The organism is Streptomyces syringium (assembly GCF_017876625.1).
GTDB classification, from domain to species: domain Bacteria; phylum Actinomycetota; class Actinomycetes; order Streptomycetales; family Streptomycetaceae; genus Streptomyces; species Streptomyces syringius.
This window is the reverse complement of record NZ_JAGIOH010000001.1, coordinates 1,322,736-1,340,841: the sequence shown is the minus strand read 5'-3', so window position 1 is coordinate 1,340,841 and position 18,106 is coordinate 1,322,736. Positions and strand designations below refer to the sequence as shown.

Here is an 18,106-nt window from a genome sequence, read left to right as displayed (position 1 = left end):
GGCTACTCTTCCTTGTCTGACGATTCATCACTGAACGGTCCCCGCGCGTCGGTCGTCGGCTCCTCACCGTTGACAGCGCTCGTGAAGGCGGCCAGCCACAGGCCTGGCTGCGGGGGAGGCTCGGCCGCCGGGGAGTGCCTGCGGGGAGTGCGGCCCGCCGCGGCGGCCGCTGCCTTCCGGGCGGCCCGTGAGGGGATGCCGGGAGCGCGCCGACGGCGCTGCGGAAGCCCGCCCGATCCGTCGGACTCCTCGGTCGGCCGGTCGAGTTCCGGGGGCGGCGGCAGCGGCCGGCCCGGCTTCTTCCTGGGCTTGGGGGGCGGGAGGGTGGCCGCACGGGCGATCTCGCCGCCCGGGGTGGCGCTCGCCGTGATCAGGTTCTCCGGCACGATCAGTACGGCACGCACACCGCCGTACGCCGAAGGCCGCAGCGAGACCCGGAACGCGTAGGTCTTGGCGAGCCGGCTGACGACGGCCAGGCCCAGTCGCGGGGTCTCGCCGAGGTCGTTGAGGTCGAGGCCGCGGTCGGCGAGCTCCAGCACCGCGTCGGTACGGCGGCGGGCCTCGTCGGTGAGGCCGACGCCGGCGTCCTCGATCTCCACCGCGACGCCCGACTGCACCTCGACGGCGGTCAGGTGCACCCGGGTCTGCGGGGGCGAGTAACGGGTGGCGTTGTCCAGCAGCTCGGCCAGCGCGTGGATCAGCGGCTCCACCCCGGGGCCGGTGACCGCGACGTCCGCCACCGAGTGCAGGTCCACCCTGCGGTAGTCCATGATCCGGGACATGGCGCCGCGCAGGACGTTGTAGAGGGGGATCGGGTTCTTCCACTGGCGCCCGGGGCGGGAGCCGCCGAGCACCGCGATGCTGTCCGCGAGCCGGCCGATCAGCGCGGTCCCGTGGTCCAGGTGCAGCAAGTCGCCGAAGACATCGGGGTCGTTGCCGTGCCGGTCCTCCATCTCCCGGAGGTCGGTGGCCTGTTGGTGCACGATCGCCTGCACACGGCGGGCGATGTTGACGAAGGCGCGGTGCGCGGAGTCGCGCAGGCCCTCCTCGGCCTGCACCGCCTCCACCACCGAGCGCAGTACCGAGCGGTGCGCGGCCTCGAACGACGGGTCGAGCGGGGTCAGCGGCCTGACCTCACGGAGCACCTCATCGGCTGACGCCCCCTGCTGCAGCAGGTTCACCGCGGCGGGCAGCAGCTCGCGGGCCAGCCGCCGGGTCTCGATCTCCTGCTGGACGAGCCGGTGACGGAACGCGGCCTCCTGCTCGGCGCAGCGCCGGCGCAGCGTGTCGATGATGCGGCCGCGCCGCACCGCCTCCGACGAGGTGAGGGCCACCGCGACGGTCGCCACCGTCCCGCACCAGGCCACCGGGGAGCGGGCGCCGAGAGGTACGAGGACTGCGGCGGTCACCGTGCAGACCGCCAGCACGACAGGGGGGACCAGCCATATGAGAGCGGAGGCGGGCCGCCTGCCTTGGTGTGACGATCCAGTACCAACCATCGAGATCCTCGGTGCTCTTGGGAAAGGCTTATGGGGCGCCGCGGGAATGGGCGACGCCGTACGCGGAATGCTGGGTGATGTTCTCCGGCCTGCGGCGGCACGGCGGTTGGGGCAGCGGGCTCGAGTCGCCTCGACCCGCTGCGCGACATGGAGCGTAGCCTGTCACGCGGTGCCGGGACCGCGAAGTTGTCATATTCGCGGATTGGGCTGACGGGCGAATTCGAAAGGCCTCACAATGCCCCCGGGATCGGAATATCGAAAAGAATTCCGAGTGCAACGAATGAATGTTCGGTGCCGGGGGAGGGTCACGCTGCCGGGTGGATCGCTGCGGTGAACCTTGCCCCAACGTCCGCCGACGGGGCTAGGCTCGGCCCACCACATCCCTACAGGAGACACTGCCATGACGGGGCATCAGCGTGATCGACGCCAGTACACCGCCCTGTTCGAGCGCGAGCAGGAGATCGCCGCCGCGGAACAGGCTGTAGACGGCCTGTGCGGCCGTATCGCCGACGGGGAAGCGATCCTCGGCGGACTGTTGCTGTACAGCGGGGAGGCGGGGGTCGGCAAGACGGCTCTGCTCGGCGAGCTGCGGAAGGTCGCCGTCGAGCGCGGCTGCACCGTGCTGGCCGGCCGGGGCAGCGAGTCGGCCACGGCCGTTCCCTTCCATATCGTGCGCCAGCTCCTCCAGCCGGCCCTGGCGCCCATGTCACCGGCCCGGCGGCAGGAGTTGCTGGGCGACTGGTACGACGTCGCGCTGCCGGTCCTCGGCATCGCACCGCCGCTCGGACCGCCGGCCGACCCCCAGGGCGTGCGCGACAGCCTCGACTGGGTGGTCACCCAATTGGCGATGACCACCTCGCCGTTGGTCGTCGTGATCGACGACGCCCAGTGGGGCGACGCCGAGTCCCTGGCCTGGCTGGCCTCCTTCGCCGTGCGGCTGCGGGAGCTGCCGCTGCTCGTGGTCGTGGCCTACCGGCCGGACGAACTCCCCGACCACACCCCGGCGTTCAAGGACCTGGTCAACGGCCGCGACACCCGGCCCGTCAGCCTGCACGCCCTGACCCCGGCGGCGGTGGCCGATCTCGTCCGGGCCACGCTCAGCAGGGAGGCGGACGACCCCTTCTGCCGTGAGGTCTGGGCCGTCACCGGCGGCAATCCCTACGAGGCCGTCGAGCTCATCGCCAAGGCACAGGACCGGGGGCTGCGGCCGGCCGAGGAGTCAGCCTGCCTGCTGCGCGAACTCGGTGCCGCCGCCCGGGGCAGCGGTCTGGTCACCCGGCTGGAGCGGCTCGGCACCTCCGTCACCCGCTTCGCCTGGGCGGCGGCCGTCCTCGGTACGGAGATCTCACCGCGCGTCGCCGCGATGCTGGCGGGAATGAGCCCGTCGGAGGCCGCCGAGTGCGCGGACCGGCTGCGCGAGGCCCGTATCCTCACCGGCGCCGGCGATCTCGAATTCGTCCATCCGCTGATCGCCACCTCCGTCTACCGGGCGGTGCCGCCCGCCACCCGCACCGCGATGCACGGCCTCGCCGCCTGGGCGATCACCAACGCGGGCCACGGCGCGGCCGCCGCCTCGCGGCACCTGCTGGAGGTCCACCCCGACGACGACCCCGATCTGGTCCGGCAGCTGCGCGCCGCCGCCCATGAACACCTCGCCGTCGGTGCTCCCGAGGCCGCCCGCCGCTGTCTGGAGCGCGCGATGGCCGAGCCGCCGCCGGACGAGGACCGGGCCTCGGTGCTCTACGAGCTCGGCTGCGCGGCCCTGCTCACCTCGCCGTCCACCACCATCAACCATCTGCGCGCGGCCCTCGCCCTGCCGAGCCTGCCCAAGGAGCTGCAGGTCGAGGCCACCTACCGGCTCTCGCAGGTGTACGCCCACAACGGCCAGCTCGGCGACGCGGCCGAAGTGGTGGCCGCCCGCGCGGCCGAGATGCCGACCGGCTCCGGACGGATGCGGCTGCAGGCCGCCCACTTCCTGTGGAAGGGCATCCAGTACGAGGAGGAGGGCGCCGAAGAGCGCTCACGGCAGATCGCCGACCTCGCCGACGGCCTCGAAGGGCGGAACAACTCCGAGCGTGCCCTGCTCGCGCTCCGCGCGTTCGACGGCATGGTCCGCGGCGAGGACGCGGTACGCGTCGCCGAGCTGAACGACCGCGCGCTCGACGACGGCCGGCTCGCCACGGGCATGTCCTGGACCAACACCGAATGGGGCATCGAGATCCCCAGCGTCATCGGGATCACCTACGCCTACACCGACCGGCTCGACCGTGCCGAGCGGCTGTTCAGCGAGGCGGTGCGGGCGTTCGAGATCTCCGGCTGGAGCGGTGCCCACCTCGCCTTCGCCCACGACTTCCTCGGACTCGTCCACCGGCGGCGCGGCAATCTCGCCGTCGCCGAGGACTTCCTGCGCGAAGGGCTGCGGCTGGCGGGCCGGCTCGGCCCCGGACTGCCCATCCAGTGGGACGGCACCTGCCTGCTGGTGGAGACCCTGCTGGCCCGTGGTCACTTGGCGGAAGCCGAGGCCGTGGCGGAGAAGTACTCCTTCCGCCCGCCCTATCCTCCGGCGATGGTGATGCCCGACGCCCCCTCCGTGGTCGGTCGGCTGCTGCTCGCCCGTGGCCGCCGGAAGGAGGCCATCGCCGAACTCGAGGCCGTCGGGCGGATCATGGAGGAGCGCGGCCGGAACAACACGCTCTGGGCTCCGTGGGCGCTCGACCTGGCCTCGGCGGTCGCGGAGGACAACCCCGAGCGGGCCCGCGCGCTCGCCGAGCAGGCGATCCGGCACGCCGGGCGGTTCGGCACCGATACCGCGTTGGGCGAGGCACTGCGGCGGGCGGCGCACCTGACCGAAGGGGACGAAGCCCTGGACATGCTCGGCCGTGCCGTGACGCATCTGCGCAGATCTCCCTGCCGGTACGAGCTGGCGATGGCGCTGGTCGACCACGGCACCGCGCTGCGCGGCGTCGGCCTCGCCCACGAGGGTGCCGAGCTGCTCCGTGAGGGCCTCGCCCTCGCAAAGCGCTGTGGCGCGGACGGGCTCGTCGAGACGGCCCGCGGGGAACTCGCGGCGGCCGGAGGCGAAGGGGCGGACGCCTCCGGCGGATAGCGGTTCAGGAGGCGCGGCTCGACTTCCGGGCCGCGGTCTTTTTCGTGGTCTTGGCGGCGGTCTTTCCGGCCGCCGCCGACTTCTTGGCGGTCGTGCGGGTGGCCGACCGGGCATTCGACGAGCTTGCCCGGTCGGTTTTCTTCCCGGCACTTTGTGCCTTCGCCTTCGTCGGCTTGCGTTCCGCCGCCGACTTCTTGGCCGCTGTCTTCTTCGTGGCCCCCCGGGAGCGCCGCCCGGCGGGCTCTTCCTTCTGCTCCTCCGTGTCGCCGCGCTCGGCGGCCCGGTCGATGGAGGCCTGGAGCGCGGCCATCAGGTCGATGACGTTGTCGGGCGCCGGGGCGGTCTCCTTCCTGGGCGCGGGCCTGTCCTCCAGATGGGCGGAGATCAGCTCGCCGAGGGCCACCTCGTACTCGTCCTCCAGGGCGTCGAGGTCGAAGTCCTCCGAGAGGGTGTCCATCAGACTCGTGGCCATCTTCAGCTCCTGCGGCCGCACGGTGACCGAGGACGGCGGGGCGAGATCGCCGCTGTCGCGGACCTCGTCGGGCCAGTACATGGTGTGCAGGGTCAGCAGCTCGTCGTGGACCCGCAGCAGCGCCAGCGACTCCCGGGTACGCAGTGCGATCTTGGTGACGGCGACCCGCTCGGTCTGCTTCAAGGTCTCCCGGAGCAGGACGTACGGCTTGTTGGCCGCGGCGCTCTCGGGGGCCAGGTAGTACGCGCCGGAGAGCTGGAGCGGGTCGATGCGGTCGGCGTCGACGAAGGCCAGCACGTCGATGAGCCGCTTGCTCGGCAGCGGCAGCCCCGCCATCTCCTCCTTGGTGACGACGGCGACGTGTCCCTCGTCGTCCTGGTAGCCCTTGGCGATGTGCTCGTAGTCGACCTCCTCGGAGCAGACGTCGCAGACGCGCTTGAGGTGGATCCGCCCCCCGTCGGCGTCGTGGACCTGGTGCAGCCTGACGCCGTGCTCCTGTGTGGCGGCGTACAGCCGTACGGGCACGGACACCAGCCCGAAGCCGATCGCGCCTTTCCACATGGTCCGCATACTTTGATCCCTCCACGGGGAATTCCTACTTTATGCCCGCATCTTCGGACCGGCAGGTGGTGGAAGTCGACGGCCACCGGCTGTCCCTGTCCCATCTGGACCGGGTGCTGTTCCCCGCCACGGGCCACACCAAGGCACAGCTGCTGCGGTACTACGCCGCGATCGCCCCGGTGATGCTGCCGCACGTCACCGGGCGGCCCGCGTCCTTCGTCCGCGCCCCCGAGGGCCCGGCCGGGGAGAGCTGGGTCGCCAAGAACCCGCCGCCCGGGGCACCCGGATGGGTGCCGGTGGTGCCGGTGGAGCACCGCGAGGGGGTCACCGAACAGGTCGTGATCGACTCCACCGCCGCGCTGGTGGCCATGGCGAACCTCGGCGCGTACGAGGTGCACGTCCCGCAGTGGAAGGCCGCCGCCGGGCGCGACGGCCACGACCGGCTCGTCCTCGACCTGGACCCTGGTCCGGGCGCCGACCTGGTGCTCTGCTGCCGCGTCGCCCAGCGGCTGCGCCAGCTCCTCGACGCCGACGGGCTCACCGCCCACGCCGTGGTCTCCGGTTCCAAGGGCCTGCACCTCTACGCGCCCATCCGTCCCGCCTCCGGCCGTGCCACCGCGGACTACGCCAAGGACCTGGCCGGCCGCATGATGGGCGAGCACCCCGGCCTGGTGGTCGTCTCCATGACGCGCTCCGAGCGCCCCGGCAAGGTGTTCATCGACTGGTCGCAGAACGCGAGCGCGAAGACCACCGCGGCCCCCTACACCGTGCGCCTGCGCGAGAGCCCCGGAGTCGCCGCCCCGGTCGGCTGGGACGAGGTCGCCGCCGTCGGTGCGCCGGGCGACCTCGCCTTCACCCCCGAACAGGTCCTCGACCGCGTCGCCGCGCACGGCGACCTCCTCGCGCCGCTGGCCGCCGGCACGTCCCGCGGCGCGCTCCCGTGACGGCCCGGCCCACAGACCCTAGTCGAGCCGCGTCAGATCCGGGCGCAGCCGGTGCCAGGTCGGGTGCCGCATCCGGCCCGCGGGCGTCCAGCCGGAGAAGGCGACCTCGGCGACCAGCCGGGGCTCGACCCAGTGCGCACCCGGGACGTCGACCGGGTTCACGAACGGCGAGGCGGCGCGCCGCACCACCTCCAGATAGCGGGCGAGATCCCGGCGCTCGTACTCCGACAGCCCCGACCCGACGGAGCCGACGTACCGCAGTCCGGCCGGCTCCCACAGGCCCGCCAGAATCGCCCCGGGCAGCCCGGTGAGCCCGCCGCGGCCCTCCGCCCAGCCGCCGATGACCACGTCGAGGGTCGACAGATGCTTGGTCTTGCGCCACTCGGGTGACCGGACCCCCGGGGTGTACACGGACGACAGCCGTTTCGCCATCACCCCCTCCAGCCCGTTGCGCGCCGTGGCGTCCCACGCCTCGCGCCCGTGCCCCTCCAGATAGCCCGGCACCGACCAGCCCGGCCCGCCGAGCCCCATCCCGGACAGCACCGCCCGCCGCTCCCGGTAGGTGGAGCCGAGCAGCGACCAGCCGTCCAGGTACATCAGGTCGAACAGCATCAGATGGACCGGGTACTCCATGGCCAGGTGGGCCGCGCGGCGCGGATTGACCACGCCCATCCGGCGCTGGAGCAGCCCGAAGTCGGGTCGGCCCGAGGCGTCCAGGACCACGACCTCGCCGTCGAGGACCGCCGGCCGGCCGCGCAGCTGCTCCCCGAGCGCGGCCAGTTCGGGATAGGTCGCGGTCGCGTCGTTGTCCGCCCGGGTGGTGAGTCTGAGGGTGCCGTCGCCCGGCGCGCCGACGACCAGGCGCACCCCGTCCCACTTGGCCTCGAACGCCCAGTCCGCGTCCTCCCCCTCGGCCGGCAGCGGGCCGGGGGTGGCCAGCATCGGCCGGATCACGGGCAGCGTCATTCTTCGATGATCAGGGGGGCCGCGGACGCGCGCAGGTCGGCCGCCGGCGCCGTCAGCGGGAGCGGGTCCACTCCAGCAGCTCCGGCGCGCTCCAGGTGTTGATGATCCGGTCGGCGGGCACCCCGCACTCCTCGGCACGGGCGCAGCCGTGGATCTGCCAGTCCAGCTGGCCGGGCGCGTGGGCGTCGCTGTCGATGGCGAACAGCACGCCCGCGTCGAGGGCCTGCCGGAGCAGCCGGCGCGGCGGGTCGAGCCGCTCGGGACGGCTGTTGATCTCCACGGCGGTACCGAAGCGGGCGCACGCGGCGAAGACCATCGCCGCGTCGAACTCCGACTCCGGGCGGCTGCCCAGCAGCCGCCCCGTGCAGTGACCGAGGATGTCCGCAAGGGGATTGGCCACGGCCGACACCAGACGGCGGGTCATGCTCTCCGCGTCCATCCGCAGCTTCGAGTGCACCGAGACGACCACCACGTCCAGCTGCTCCAGCAGCTCGGGTTCCTGGTCGAGGGAGCCGTCGGCGAGGATGTCGCACTCGATGCCGGTGAGCAGCCGGAAGTCCTTTCCGAGCCGGTCGTCGACCTCGGCGACCACGTCGAGCTGTGCCCGCAGCCGCTCGGGGGTGAGTCCCCGGGCGACCGTCAGCCGGGGGGAGTGGTCGGTGAGCACCGCGTACTCGTGCCCGATCGCCTTGGCGGTGGCGGCCATGACGTCGATCGGGCTGCCGCCGTCCGACCAGTCCGAATGCAGATGGCAGTCGCCGCGCAGCGCGGCCCGCAACTCCTGCCCGCCCTCGGTCAGCGGCCCCGCGGCCTCCTCCTCCAGCCGCTCCAGGTATCCCGGCACCCGGCCCGCGGAGGCCTCGGCCACGACCGCCGCGGTCTTCGGCCCGATGCCCTTCTCCCGGGTGAGGGACCCGTCGGCCGCCCGTCGGCGCACCTCCTCGGCGGGCAGCGCCGAGATCACCTCGGCGGCCGTGCGGAAGGCCTTCACCCGGTACGTCGGGGCCGCCGTCCGCTCCAGCAGGAACGCGATCCGGTCCAGCGCCTCCACCGGTTCCACCACGCCACCGCCTCGCCTCGTCCCCTGACCCGGGCCCCACCCCCTACCGTGCGGCACCCCCCGGCCGGGCGCACGCCGTCCGGCCCGGCGGGGGTTCAAGGATTGCGCCGGATGGGCAGTGACCTCTCGTCACCGCCCGTCGCGCGCGCCCGCGCCCGCCCGTCAGGAGAGCCGGTCATGAGCGACCCGAACAGCGGCGGCACCGCCCGGCGCACCGGGACCGGCCGGGTCCGCCGGGCGGTGGTGCTCGGTGGCGGGATGGCCGGAATGCTGGCCGCGGCCGCCCTCGCGGACCGGGCCGACGAGGTGGTCGTCGTCGACCGGGACCGGATGCCGGCCGGGGCCGGGTCGCGCAAGGGACTGCCGCAGGCTCGCCATGCCCATCTGCTGATGGCCGGTGGCGCCCGGGCCGTGGAGACCCTGCTGCCCGGCACGACCGACCGGTGGACTGCCGCCGGAGCCCGGCGGATCGCGGTACCGACGGGGCTGGTGGTGCTGGGGCCGCACGGCTGGTTCCCGCGGCGGCCCGAGACGCACTTCATGATGGCGTGCACCCGCGACCTGCTGGATCTGGTCGTCCGGGAGCAGGTGCTGGCCCGCCCGGGGATCACCCTGCGGGAGGGCACCGAGGCGGTGGGCCTGACCGGCGGCGCCGGGCGGGTCACCGGGGTGCGGGTCCGTGACACCGGTACGGACGCGGCCGCCGGGACGATCGGGGCCGGCCTGGTCGTCGACGCCTGCGGGCGCGGCTCCCGGGCGGCACGCCTGCTCGTGGAGCTGGGGCTGCCCGCCGTCCGCGAGGAGACCGTCGACGCCGGGCTGGTCTACGCCACCCGGATCTTCCGGGCACCGGCGGGCAGCGAGGACTTCCCCCTCGTCACGGTTCAGGCCGACGCGCGCGCCCGCGTGCCCGGCCGGGGCGCGACGCTGGTCCCGATCGAGGGCGGCCGCTGGCTGGTCACCGCCTCCGGGACGCGCGGCGGCGAACCGTCACGGGAAGCCGAGGCCTTCGAGCCGTTCCTGCGCACCCTGCGCCACCCCCTGATCGCCGATCTGATCGCGGGCGCGGAGCCGCTCACCGATGTGTACCTCACCCGCAGCACCGTCAACCGCCGCCGGTACTTCGAGCGGCTGCCCGCCTGGCCCGAGGGGTTCGTGGTGCTGGGTGACGCGCTCGCGCAGTTCAACCCCGTCTACGGGCAGGGCATGTCCGTGGCGGCCCAGAGCGCCGTCGCGCTGCGCGACCTCCTCGGCGAGCGGGACCCGGCCGCGCCCGGGCTGGCCCGCAGCGTGCAGCGGTCGGTCGCCCGGGTGGCGGGCGGTGCCTGGGACCTGGCGACGGGCGAGGACATCAACTACCCCGGGGCCATCGGGCCGCGTCCCCCGGTCGCCGCCCGGCTGTTGCGGGGTTACTTCATGCGGCTGATGCGCACCTCGACCGTGAACCCGAGGGTGCTGCGGCATCTGATGGCCGTCATGACGCTGTCCGCGCCGATGACCGACCTGGTCAGGCCGGAAGTGGTGCTGGGGGTGCTGCGCGGCCCCGGCCGCGCCGCCCGGACCGGGCCGACGATCACCCCCGACGAGCTGGCACTGTGCGGGCCGGACACGTCCTAGGAGGACCGCAGGGCCACCGGTGGCAGGAACTCGTGCTCCAGCGTGCGGTGCCACCAGGCGCCGGTGGCCCGTCGCTCCTGGCGGGTGGTGAAGCGGTAGAGATAGACGCGGGCCCGGACATGAGTGGGCGGGGCGTCGGGGAAGGGGTTGTGCCTCAGCAGGCGCAGGGTCGCCGGGTCGCCCTCCAACAGGCGTTCGACGAACGGGCCGAACCAGGACTGCGCGTAGCTGGGCGAGATCCCGGCGAACCACATCAGCCAGTCGAGCCGCAGATGGTACGGGGCGAACTGGCGCGGCGTCCGGCGGACGTCGCCGGGCTTTCCCTTGAAGCCGTACTCCTTCCACACCGTCTCGGGCCCCAGGTGCGCCGCGTCGGTGCCCTCCACCACCACCTCGTGCCGGCGGCGGTTGATGCTGCCGAACGCCCCATAGGTGTTGACCAGGTGAAACGCGTTGAAGGACATGTTCATCCGCTGGTGCCGGGAGAGCATATTGCGCGCGGGCCACCAGCTCATGGCGACCACGAGGGCCGTGGCGGCGAGGACGAGGACCTCGTACCAGAGCGGGGGAGCGGGCAGCGGGCCGTGCGCGGGCAGCGACAGCAGCTCCGCGGCCGCCGCCCCGTCGACGGCGGCGAAGGCGAGGATGATCGTCAGCCAGTTGAGCCAGGCGAAATTGCCGGAGACGACGAGCCAGAGCTGAGTGCAGATGATCAGCCCCGCCGCGCAGCTCGCGACGGGCTGCGGGGTGAAGAGGAGGACGGGGACCACCAGCTGGGCGACGTGGTTGGCGGCCACCTCGACCCGGTGCAGGGGCCGCGGCAGCCGGTGGAAGAACCAGCTCAGCGGGCCGGGCATCGGCTGCGTCTCGTGGTGGTAGTACAGACAGGTCAGGTCGCGCCAGCAGCTGTCCCCGCGCATCTTGATCAGCCCCGCGCCGAACTCGACGCGGAAGAGCAGCCAGCGCATCAGCCACAGCACCAGGACGGGCGGGTCGGTGCGCGCGTTGCCGAGGAAGACGGCGAGGAAACCCGCCTCCAGCAGCAGGGACTCCCAGCCGAACGCGTACCAGGTCTGGCCCACGTTGACGATCGACAGATACATCACCCACAGGGCCGCCCACAGCACCATCGACGCCCACAGCGGCACCGCGTCCGCCGCCCCCGCCACCACCGCGCCCGACAGCAGGACACCCGCCCACGCCCAGCCGGCGAAGAAGCGGTCCGAGTAGTGCAGCTGGAAGACCCCCGGGGCCCGCAGGAAGGGCACCCCGCGCAGGAACCGCGGCACCGGCAGCATGCCCCGCTCCCCGATGAGCGGGCGGAACTGCAGGGCCGCGCCCAGGAAGGCCACCAGATAGACCGCGGCGAGCGCCCGTTGAAGCACCAGCCGGCTCAGCCAGTAACCGGACTCCGTGAACCACTCCATGGCGTATCCGTACCACCCGACCGCGCAGTCGCATCGAAGAAACGGACAAAAGATGGCAGAGTGGCTCCATGGTTGATCGGGGAGCGACGCCTGCCGCCGGAGCGCAGCCGGACGACTGGCCCGCCCGCCCGGAGCTGAGCCTCGCCCTCAACCGCATCGGCACCTTCGACTGGGACCTCGACAGCGGACGGTTGCACCTGGACCCCGCGGCCCTGGAGATCCTCCAGGTGCCGCCGGAGGACTTCGCGGGCCACATCACCGACCTCGGCGGCCGGGTGCCGCGGCCCGACGCCGTCATGCTCGACTCCCTGGTGGCCACGGCGATGAAGAACGGCAGCGAGACCTACGGCGCGTACTACCACGTGCGGGACGACGGCGGCGCGCTGCACTGGACCTACACCCAGGGCCGGATCCTCCGTGACGGGCAGGGGCGCCCCTGCCGCATCGTCGGCGTCGTCCGGGACGCGGCCGAGGAGCTCAGCCACGCCGCCGAGCCGCGCGACGGGGCCGAGGAGCACCGCCACCAGACCACCGTCGTGGAGACGACCACCGCCGCCCTCGCCCACGCCAGAACGGTCGAGGACGTCATCGACTTCTTCAAGGACTCCCGGGCCGTGGAACACCTCGGCGCCGACCTCCTGGTCCTCGGCCTCGTCGAATCCGGCCGGATCCACCTCGTCGCCGAGGGCCCGGAGGAGCACTACATCCCCGGCACCCGCTACACCCGCATCGACGACAACTTCCCCATGAGCGAGGTCATCCGCACCCTCACCCCGCGCTTCATCGAATCCCGCGAGGAATTCGCCACCTCCTACCCCTGGCTGTGGGAGCGCATCAAGGACATCGGCATCTCCTCCGCCGCCTACCTGCCGCTGATCGCCCAGGCCCGCCCCATCGGCGCCCTCGGCCTGCTCTACCGCGAGGGCCGCGGCTTCACCCAGCAGGAGCGCAACCTCTTCATCGCCCTCGGCAGCAGTCTCGCGCAGAGCCTGGCCCGGGCGATGCTCTTCGACCAGGAGCACGACCTCGCCGAGGGCCTGCAGCAGGCCATGCTGCCGCGCCGCATCCCCGACGTCCCCGGCGCGCAGATCGCCGTGCGCTACCGCTCCGCCCGGATGGGCCGGGACATCGGCGGCGACTGGTACGACGTCATCCCGCTGCCCGGCGGCCGGGTCGGGGCGGTCATCGGGGACGTCCAGGGCCACGACACCCACGCCGCCGCCGTCATGGGCCAGCTGCGGATCGTCCTGCGGGCCTACGCCACCGAGGGGCACGCCCCGGCGACGGTCATGGCACGCGCCTCGTCCTTCCTGCACGAGCTGGACACCGACCGCTTCGCCACCTGCTCCTACGTCGAGGCCGACCCCTCCACCGGCATGCTGCAACTCGTCCGCGCCGGCCACATAGACCCCCTGCTGCGCCACCCCGACGGCACCTGCCGGCGGCTGCCGCTCGCGGGCGGGCTGCCGCTCGGACTCTCCGCCGAGTTCGGCCGGCTCGACTACCCGGTGACGACCGTGGAGCTGGACCCGGGGGAGACCCTGCTGCTGTTCACCGACGGCCTGGTCGAGCAGCCCGGGGCCGACCTCGACGACGGCATGCAGATCCTCTCCGGCATCGTCCGCGACGGCCCCTACGACCTCCAGGCCCTGGCCGACAAGCTGTGCGACGTCGTCGAGGACCGGGTCGGCGAGGACGACATGGCCATCCTGCTGCTGCGCCGCGAGGGCGTCCCGGCCCGGGGCGGCGGCCGGCTCCAGCAGCACATCGCGCCCGCCGACCCCGAGGCGCTGTCCGCGGCCCGTCACATGATCCGGGCGGCGGTACGGGCCTGGGGCGCGCGGGAGCGCTCGGACGAGATCGAGCTGGTGGCCGACGAGTTGGTGACCAACGCCCTGCTGCACACCGACGGGGCCGCGGTGGTGACGATCCGTATGCTCGGCGGTCCCGAACGCCGGCTGCGGCTCGAGGTGGAGGACAAGTCCAGCACCCTGCCGCGCCGCCGGGAGCCCGGCGAGTCGGGGGTCTCGGGCCGGGGGCTGCTGCTGGTGGACCGGCTGGCCGACGTCTGGGGCGTGGAATCGCGCGGCACCGGCAAATCCGTCTGGTGCGAATTCGTCGTCCCCGAGCGCCACGAACGCCAGGAAACGGACTGACGACCGGCGTTCGACGACCACGCCGAAGCAGGGCTGAAGCAGGGCCGGAGCAAGGGGTGACGGACGGCGGCGGGCTGCCGTCGGACCCGGAAGAGGCCAAGGTCACAGCGGTTGCCTCTGCTGCCGGAGGCGTCCGCGCCCTAGCCTTCCCCCCATGACGGTCCAGCCTGATGACGGCTTCTCCCTGGCCGCCGAGTTCCCGGACGCGACCCGCGAGCAGTGGCAGCGCCTTGTCGAGGGCGTACTACGCAAAGCGGGCACCGCGGCCGAGGGCCCGGCGGCCGAGGAAGCGTTGTCCACCGCACTCCTGGACGGGCTCACGACCCGCCCGCTCTACACCGCAGAGGACGCCACGGCGGCCGGACCGGACGGAGGGCAGCCCATCGGCCCCGCCGGGCCCGGCTACCCCGGCTTCCCGCCGTTCGTCCGGGGCGGACGTGTGGCGGGCACCGCCGTCTCGGGGTGGGACGTCCGCCAGCGCCATGCCCACCCGGACCCCCGGCGCGCCAACGACGCCGTACTCGCCGACCTCGAGAACGGCGTCACCTCCCTCTGGCTGACCCTCGGCCCGGGGGGCCTGCCCACGGACGGCCTCGCGACCGCCCTGGAGGGCGTCTACCTGGACCTCGCACCCGTCGTGCTCGACGCGGGCACCGGGACCGGGGCCGCCGCCCGCGAGCTGCTGCGCCTCTACGCCGAGCGCGGGGTCGCCCCGCACGCGGCGACGGGCAACCTCGGCGCCGACCCGCTGGGCACCCTGGCCCGTACGCACACCGCCGGCGACCCCGCCGAACCCCTGGCGGCCGCCGCCGGACTCGCCGTGCTGTGCGCCCGCGAATACCCCGGCATCCGGGCCCTGACCGTCGACGCGCTGCCCTACCACGAGGCCGGCGGATCCGCCGCCCAGGAGCTCGGCTGCTCCCTCGCCACCGGCGTCGCCTACCTCCGCGCGCTCACCGCGGCGGGGCTGGACACCGAAGCGGCCTGCGCGCAACTGGAGTTCCGCTACGCGGCCACCGCCGACCAGTTCCTGACCATCGCCAAGCTGCGCGCCGCCCGCCGGCTGTGGGCCAGGGTCGCCGAGGTGTGCGGCGCGCCCCCGGGCGCGGGAGCACAGCGCCAACACGCCGTCACTTCCTCGGTCATGATGACCCGTCGCGACCCGTGGGTGAACATGCTGCGCACCACCGTCGCCGCGCTGGGCGCCGGAGTCGGCGGCGCCGACTCCGTGACCGTGCTGCCCTTCGACGACGCCCTCGGCCTGCCGGACGCCTTCGCCCGCCGCATCGCCCGCAACACCTCCTCCATCCTTCAGGAGGAGTCCCACCTGGCCCGGGTCATCGACCCGGCCGGCGGCTCCTGGTACGTGGAGCGGCTGACCGACGAGCTGGCCCACGCCGCTTGGGCCTGGTTCCAGGAGATCGAGCGCGCCGGCGGCCACGCCGCGGCGCTCGGCTCCGGGCTCGTGGAGGAGCGGCTGGCGGACACCTGGCGGCAGCGGTCCGCGCGGCTCGCGACCCGCAAGGAACCCATCACGGGCGTCAGCGAGTTCCCGAACCTGGCCGAGGAGCCGGTGCGGCGCGAGCCACCGGCCGCCGCGCCGGCCCCGGGCGGCCTGCCCCGGGTCCGCCGCGACGAGGCGTTCGAGGCGCTGCGCGCCCGCTCCGACGCGTACCTGGCCGCCACCGGCAGCCGCCCCCGCGTCTTCCTCGCCGCGCTCGGCCCCGCCGCCGCGCACACCGGCCGGGCCACCTTCGCCGCCAACCTCTTCCAGGCCGGCGGCATCGAGCCCGTGCACGATCCCGCCACGGTCGACGCGGAGTCCGCCGCCGCGGCCTTCGCCGCCGCCGGCGCCACCGTCGCCTGCCTGTGTTCCAGCGACGCCCTCTACGCCGAACAGGCCGAGGCCGTGGCCACCGCGCTCAAGAAGGCCGGCGCCGACCGGGTGTTCCTCGCCGGGAAGCCGCGCGGCGAACAGCGGGAAGCCCTCGAGCGCGCCGGAGTCGACGAGTTCGTCTTCGCCGGCGGCGACGCCGTCGCCGTCCTCTCCTCCGTCCTCGACCGCATGGGAGTGGTGTGATGTCGATCCCCGATTTCTCCGGCATCGACCTGGGGCCCACGGCCGGCGTCCCCGCCGACCCGGCTCTCTGGCGGGCGGCCCTGAAGGAGGGCACCGGCAAGAGCGCCGAGGATCTCGTCTGGGAGACCCCCGAGGGCATCGGCGTCAAGCCGCTCTACACCGCCGAGGACCTCGACGGGCTGGACTTCCTCGCCACCTACCCGGGCGTCGCGCCCTACCTGCGCGGCCCCTACCCGACGATGTACGTCAACCAGCCCTGGACCATCCGGCAGTACGCCGGATTCTCCACCGCCGAGGAGTCCAACGCCTTCTACCGCCGTAACCTCGCGGCAGGCCAGAAGGGCCTCTCCGTCGCCTTCGACCTGCCGACGCACCGCGGCTACGACAGCGACCACCCGCGCGTCACCGGCGACGTGGGCATGGCCGGCGTCGCCATCGACTCCATCTACGACATGCGCCAGCTCTTCGACGGCATCCCGCTCGACCGGATGAGTGTGTCGATGACGATGAACGGGGCGGTACTGCCCGTCCTCGCCCTGTACATCGTCGCCGCCGAGGAACAGGGCGTACCGCCCGAGAAGCTGGCCGGGACCATCCAGAACGACATCCTCAAGGAGTTCATGGTCCGCAACACCTACATCTATCCGCCCCGGCCGTCGATGCGGATCATCTCGGACATCTTCGCGTACACCTCGCAGAAGATGCCGCGCTACAACTCGATCTCCATCTCCGGCTACCACATCCAGGAAGCCGGGGCCACGGCCGACCTGGAGCTCGCCTACACCCTCGCCGACGGTGTGGAGTACCTGCGCGCCGGGCTCGGCGCCGGACTGGACGTGGACGCCTTCGCGCCCCGGCTGTCGTTCTTCTGGGCGATCGGCATGAACTTCTTCATGGAGATCGCCAAGTTGCGGGCGGCCCGGCTGCTGTGGGCCAGACTCGTCAAGCAGTTCGAGCCGCGGAACGCCAAGTCGCTGTCGCTGCGCACCCATTCGCAGACCTCCGGCTGGTCCCTCACCGCGCAGGACGTCTTCAACAACGTGGCGCGCACCTGCGTCGAGGCCATGGCGGCCACCCAGGGGCACACCCAGTCGCTGCACACCAACGCCCTCGACGAGGCCCTCGCGCTGCCCACCGACTTCTCCGCCCGCATCGCCCGCAATACCCAGCTGCTGCTGCAGCAGGAGTCCGGGACGTGCCGGGTGATCGACCCCTGGGGCGGCAGCGCCTACGTCGAGCGGCTCACCCACGACCTCGCCCGTCGTGCCTGGCAGCACATCCAGGAGGTCGAGGCGGCCGGCGGCATGGCCCAGGCCATCGACGCGGGCATCCCCAAGCTGCGCGTCGAGGAGGCCGCGGCCCGCACCCAGGCCCGGATCGACTCCGGGCGCCAGCCGGTGATCGGCGTCAACAAGTACCGCGTCGACAGCGACGAGCAGATCGACGTCCTCAAGGTCGACAACTCCTCCGTGCGCGCCCAGCAGATCGACAAGCTGCGGCGCCTGCGCGCCGAGCGCGACGAGCAGGCCTGCCAGGACGCGCTGCGCGCGCTCACCGCCGCGGCCGGCGCCGGCCACCAGGAAGGCGGGGGCCTGGAGGGCAACCTCCTCGCGCTCGCCGTGAACGCGGCCCGCGCCAAGGCGACCGTCGGCGAGATCTCCGACGCCCTGGAGAAGGTGTACGGACGGCACGCCGGGCAGATCCGTACGATCTCCGGTGTGTACCGCGACGAAGCCGGACCCTCCTCCGGAGTGGAGCGCACCCGCGCCCTGGTGGAGGCATTCGAGCGGGAGGACGGCCGCCGCCCCCGCATCCTGGTCGCCAAGATGGGCCAGGACGGCCACGACCGCGGCCAGAAGGTGATCGCCACCGCCTTCGCCGACCTCGGCTTCGACGTCGATGTCGGCCCCCTCTTCCAGACGCCGGAGGAGGTCGCCCGGCAGGCGGTGGAGGCCGATGTGCACATCGTCGGCGTCTCCTCGCTCGCCGCCGGCCACCTCACTCTCGTCCCCGCGCTGCGCGACTGCCTGGCCGAGGAGGGCCGGGAGGACATCATGATCGTCGTGGGCGGGGTCATCCCGCCGCAGGACATCGCCACGCTGCGGGAGATGGGTGCCGCGGCGGTCTTCCCGCCCGGCACGGTCATCCCGGACGCGGCCCACGACCTGCTGAAGACCCTCGCCGGGGTCCTCGGCCACGAGCTGTGAGCCCGGACCGC

At 73.2% G+C, this 18,106-nt stretch carries 11 protein-coding genes; 6 read left to right on the top strand and 5 right to left on the bottom strand.

All coding sequences use genetic code 11. The features are described 5' to 3' along the window. Nucleotides 1–2: 2 nt before the first annotated feature. The gene (locus JO379_RS05855) at nucleotides 3–1,499 is read right to left on the bottom strand and encodes an ATP-binding protein (RefSeq protein WP_130876664.1); all 1,497 of its coding nucleotides are present in this window, start codon (nucleotides 1,497–1,499) and stop codon (nucleotides 3–5) included. Nucleotides 1,500–1,899: 400 nt separating this feature from the next. Between JO379_RS05855 and JO379_RS05850 the strand changes: the two genes are divergently transcribed. Continuing rightward, complete coding sequence (locus JO379_RS05850; protein WP_209514234.1) at nucleotides 1,900–4,605, top strand: ATP-binding protein; 2,706 nt, start codon at nucleotides 1,900–1,902, stop codon at nucleotides 4,603–4,605. Nucleotides 4,606–4,609: 4 nt separating this feature from the next. Here the strand turns inward: JO379_RS05850 and ku are convergent, their stop codons facing one another. After that, nucleotides 4,610–5,647, bottom strand: a complete 1,038-nt coding sequence (gene ku, locus JO379_RS05845; protein WP_130876662.1) for a non-homologous end joining protein Ku — start codon at nucleotides 5,645–5,647, stop codon at nucleotides 4,610–4,612. Between the two features lie 32 nt (nucleotides 5,648–5,679). On the opposite strand from ku, the gene ligD (JO379_RS05840) reads away from it, so the two are divergent. Beyond that, on the top strand, nucleotides 5,680–6,582 hold the full coding sequence (gene ligD, locus JO379_RS05840; RefSeq protein ID WP_209514232.1) for a non-homologous end-joining DNA ligase: 903 nt from the start codon (nucleotides 5,680–5,682) through the stop codon (nucleotides 6,580–6,582). Between the two features lie 18 nt (nucleotides 6,583–6,600). Here ligD (JO379_RS05840) and ligD (JO379_RS05835) read toward each other — a convergent pair whose 3' ends face one another. Then, a complete protein-coding gene (gene ligD, locus JO379_RS05835) occupies nucleotides 6,601–7,548 on the bottom strand; it encodes a non-homologous end-joining DNA ligase (RefSeq protein WP_130876660.1) in 948 nt (315 codons plus the stop codon). A gap of 52 nt (nucleotides 7,549–7,600) precedes the next feature. After that, nucleotides 7,601–8,608 carry a PHP domain-containing protein gene (locus JO379_RS05830; protein WP_209518544.1) on the bottom strand — a complete coding sequence of 336 codons (1,008 nt, stop codon included), beginning with the start codon at nucleotides 8,606–8,608 and terminating at the stop codon, nucleotides 7,601–7,603. A 177-nt stretch (nucleotides 8,609–8,785) separates the two neighbouring features. Here JO379_RS05830 and JO379_RS05825 point away from each other — a divergent pair, with 177 nt between their 5' ends. Next, complete coding sequence (locus JO379_RS05825) at nucleotides 8,786–10,225, top strand: FAD-dependent monooxygenase (protein WP_209514230.1); 1,440 nt, start codon at nucleotides 8,786–8,788, stop codon at nucleotides 10,223–10,225. Here JO379_RS05825 and JO379_RS05820 read toward each other — a convergent pair. Continuing rightward, a complete protein-coding gene (locus tag JO379_RS05820; RefSeq protein WP_209514228.1) occupies nucleotides 10,222–11,652 on the bottom strand; it encodes a lipase maturation factor family protein in 1,431 nt (476 codons plus the stop codon). The two genes, JO379_RS05825 and JO379_RS05820, sit on opposite strands and share 4 nt — an antisense overlap. Before the next feature lie 68 nt (nucleotides 11,653–11,720). Between JO379_RS05820 and JO379_RS05815 the strand changes: the two genes are divergently transcribed. The 3 genes from JO379_RS05815 to scpA all read left to right on the top strand — a co-directional run bounded on the left by JO379_RS05815 (nucleotide 11,721) and on the right by scpA (nucleotide 18,095). Continuing rightward, nucleotides 11,721–13,808, top strand: coding sequence for a SpoIIE family protein phosphatase (locus JO379_RS05815; protein WP_130876657.1), 2,088 nt, complete (start codon nucleotides 11,721–11,723; stop codon nucleotides 13,806–13,808). Nucleotides 13,809–13,962: 154 nt separating this feature from the next. After that, nucleotides 13,963–15,888: a methylmalonyl-CoA mutase small subunit gene (gene mutA / locus JO379_RS05810; RefSeq protein WP_209514226.1), complete on the top strand. Its 1,926-nt coding sequence runs from the start codon at nucleotides 13,963–13,965 to the stop codon at nucleotides 15,886–15,888. Beyond that, entirely contained in the window at nucleotides 15,888–18,095 is a 2,208-nt protein-coding gene (gene scpA / locus JO379_RS05805) for a methylmalonyl-CoA mutase (protein ID WP_209514224.1), read from the top strand. The genes mutA and scpA overlap by 1 nt, the downstream gene beginning before the upstream one ends. Nucleotides 18,096–18,106 lie beyond the last annotated feature (11 nt).

What these genes read in the sequence shown, in the direction of transcription:
- JO379_RS05855 (WP_130876664.1), bottom strand. Translation starts at nt 1,499, where the DNA reads ATGGTTGGTACTGGATCGTCACACCAAGGCAGGCGGCCCGCCTCCGCT.
- JO379_RS05850 (WP_209514234.1), top strand. Translation starts at nt 1,900, where the DNA reads ATGACGGGGCATCAGCGTGATCGACGCCAGTACACCGCCCTGTTCGAG.
- ku (WP_130876662.1), bottom strand. Translation starts at nt 5,647, where the DNA reads ATGCGGACCATGTGGAAAGGCGCGATCGGCTTCGGGCTGGTGTCCGTG.
- ligD (WP_209514232.1), top strand. Translation starts at nt 5,680, where the DNA reads ATGCCCGCATCTTCGGACCGGCAGGTGGTGGAAGTCGACGGCCACCGG.
- ligD (WP_130876660.1), bottom strand. Translation starts at nt 7,548, where the DNA reads ATGACGCTGCCCGTGATCCGGCCGATGCTGGCCACCCCCGGCCCGCTG.
- JO379_RS05825 (WP_209514230.1), top strand. Translation starts at nt 8,786, where the DNA reads ATGAGCGACCCGAACAGCGGCGGCACCGCCCGGCGCACCGGGACCGGC.
- JO379_RS05820 (WP_209514228.1), bottom strand. Translation starts at nt 11,652, where the DNA reads ATGGAGTGGTTCACGGAGTCCGGTTACTGGCTGAGCCGGCTGGTGCTT.
- JO379_RS05815 (WP_130876657.1), top strand. Translation starts at nt 11,721, where the DNA reads ATGGTTGATCGGGGAGCGACGCCTGCCGCCGGAGCGCAGCCGGACGAC.
- mutA (WP_209514226.1), top strand. Translation starts at nt 13,963, where the DNA reads ATGACGGTCCAGCCTGATGACGGCTTCTCCCTGGCCGCCGAGTTCCCG.
- scpA (WP_209514224.1), top strand. Translation starts at nt 15,888, where the DNA reads ATGTCGATCCCCGATTTCTCCGGCATCGACCTGGGGCCCACGGCCGGC.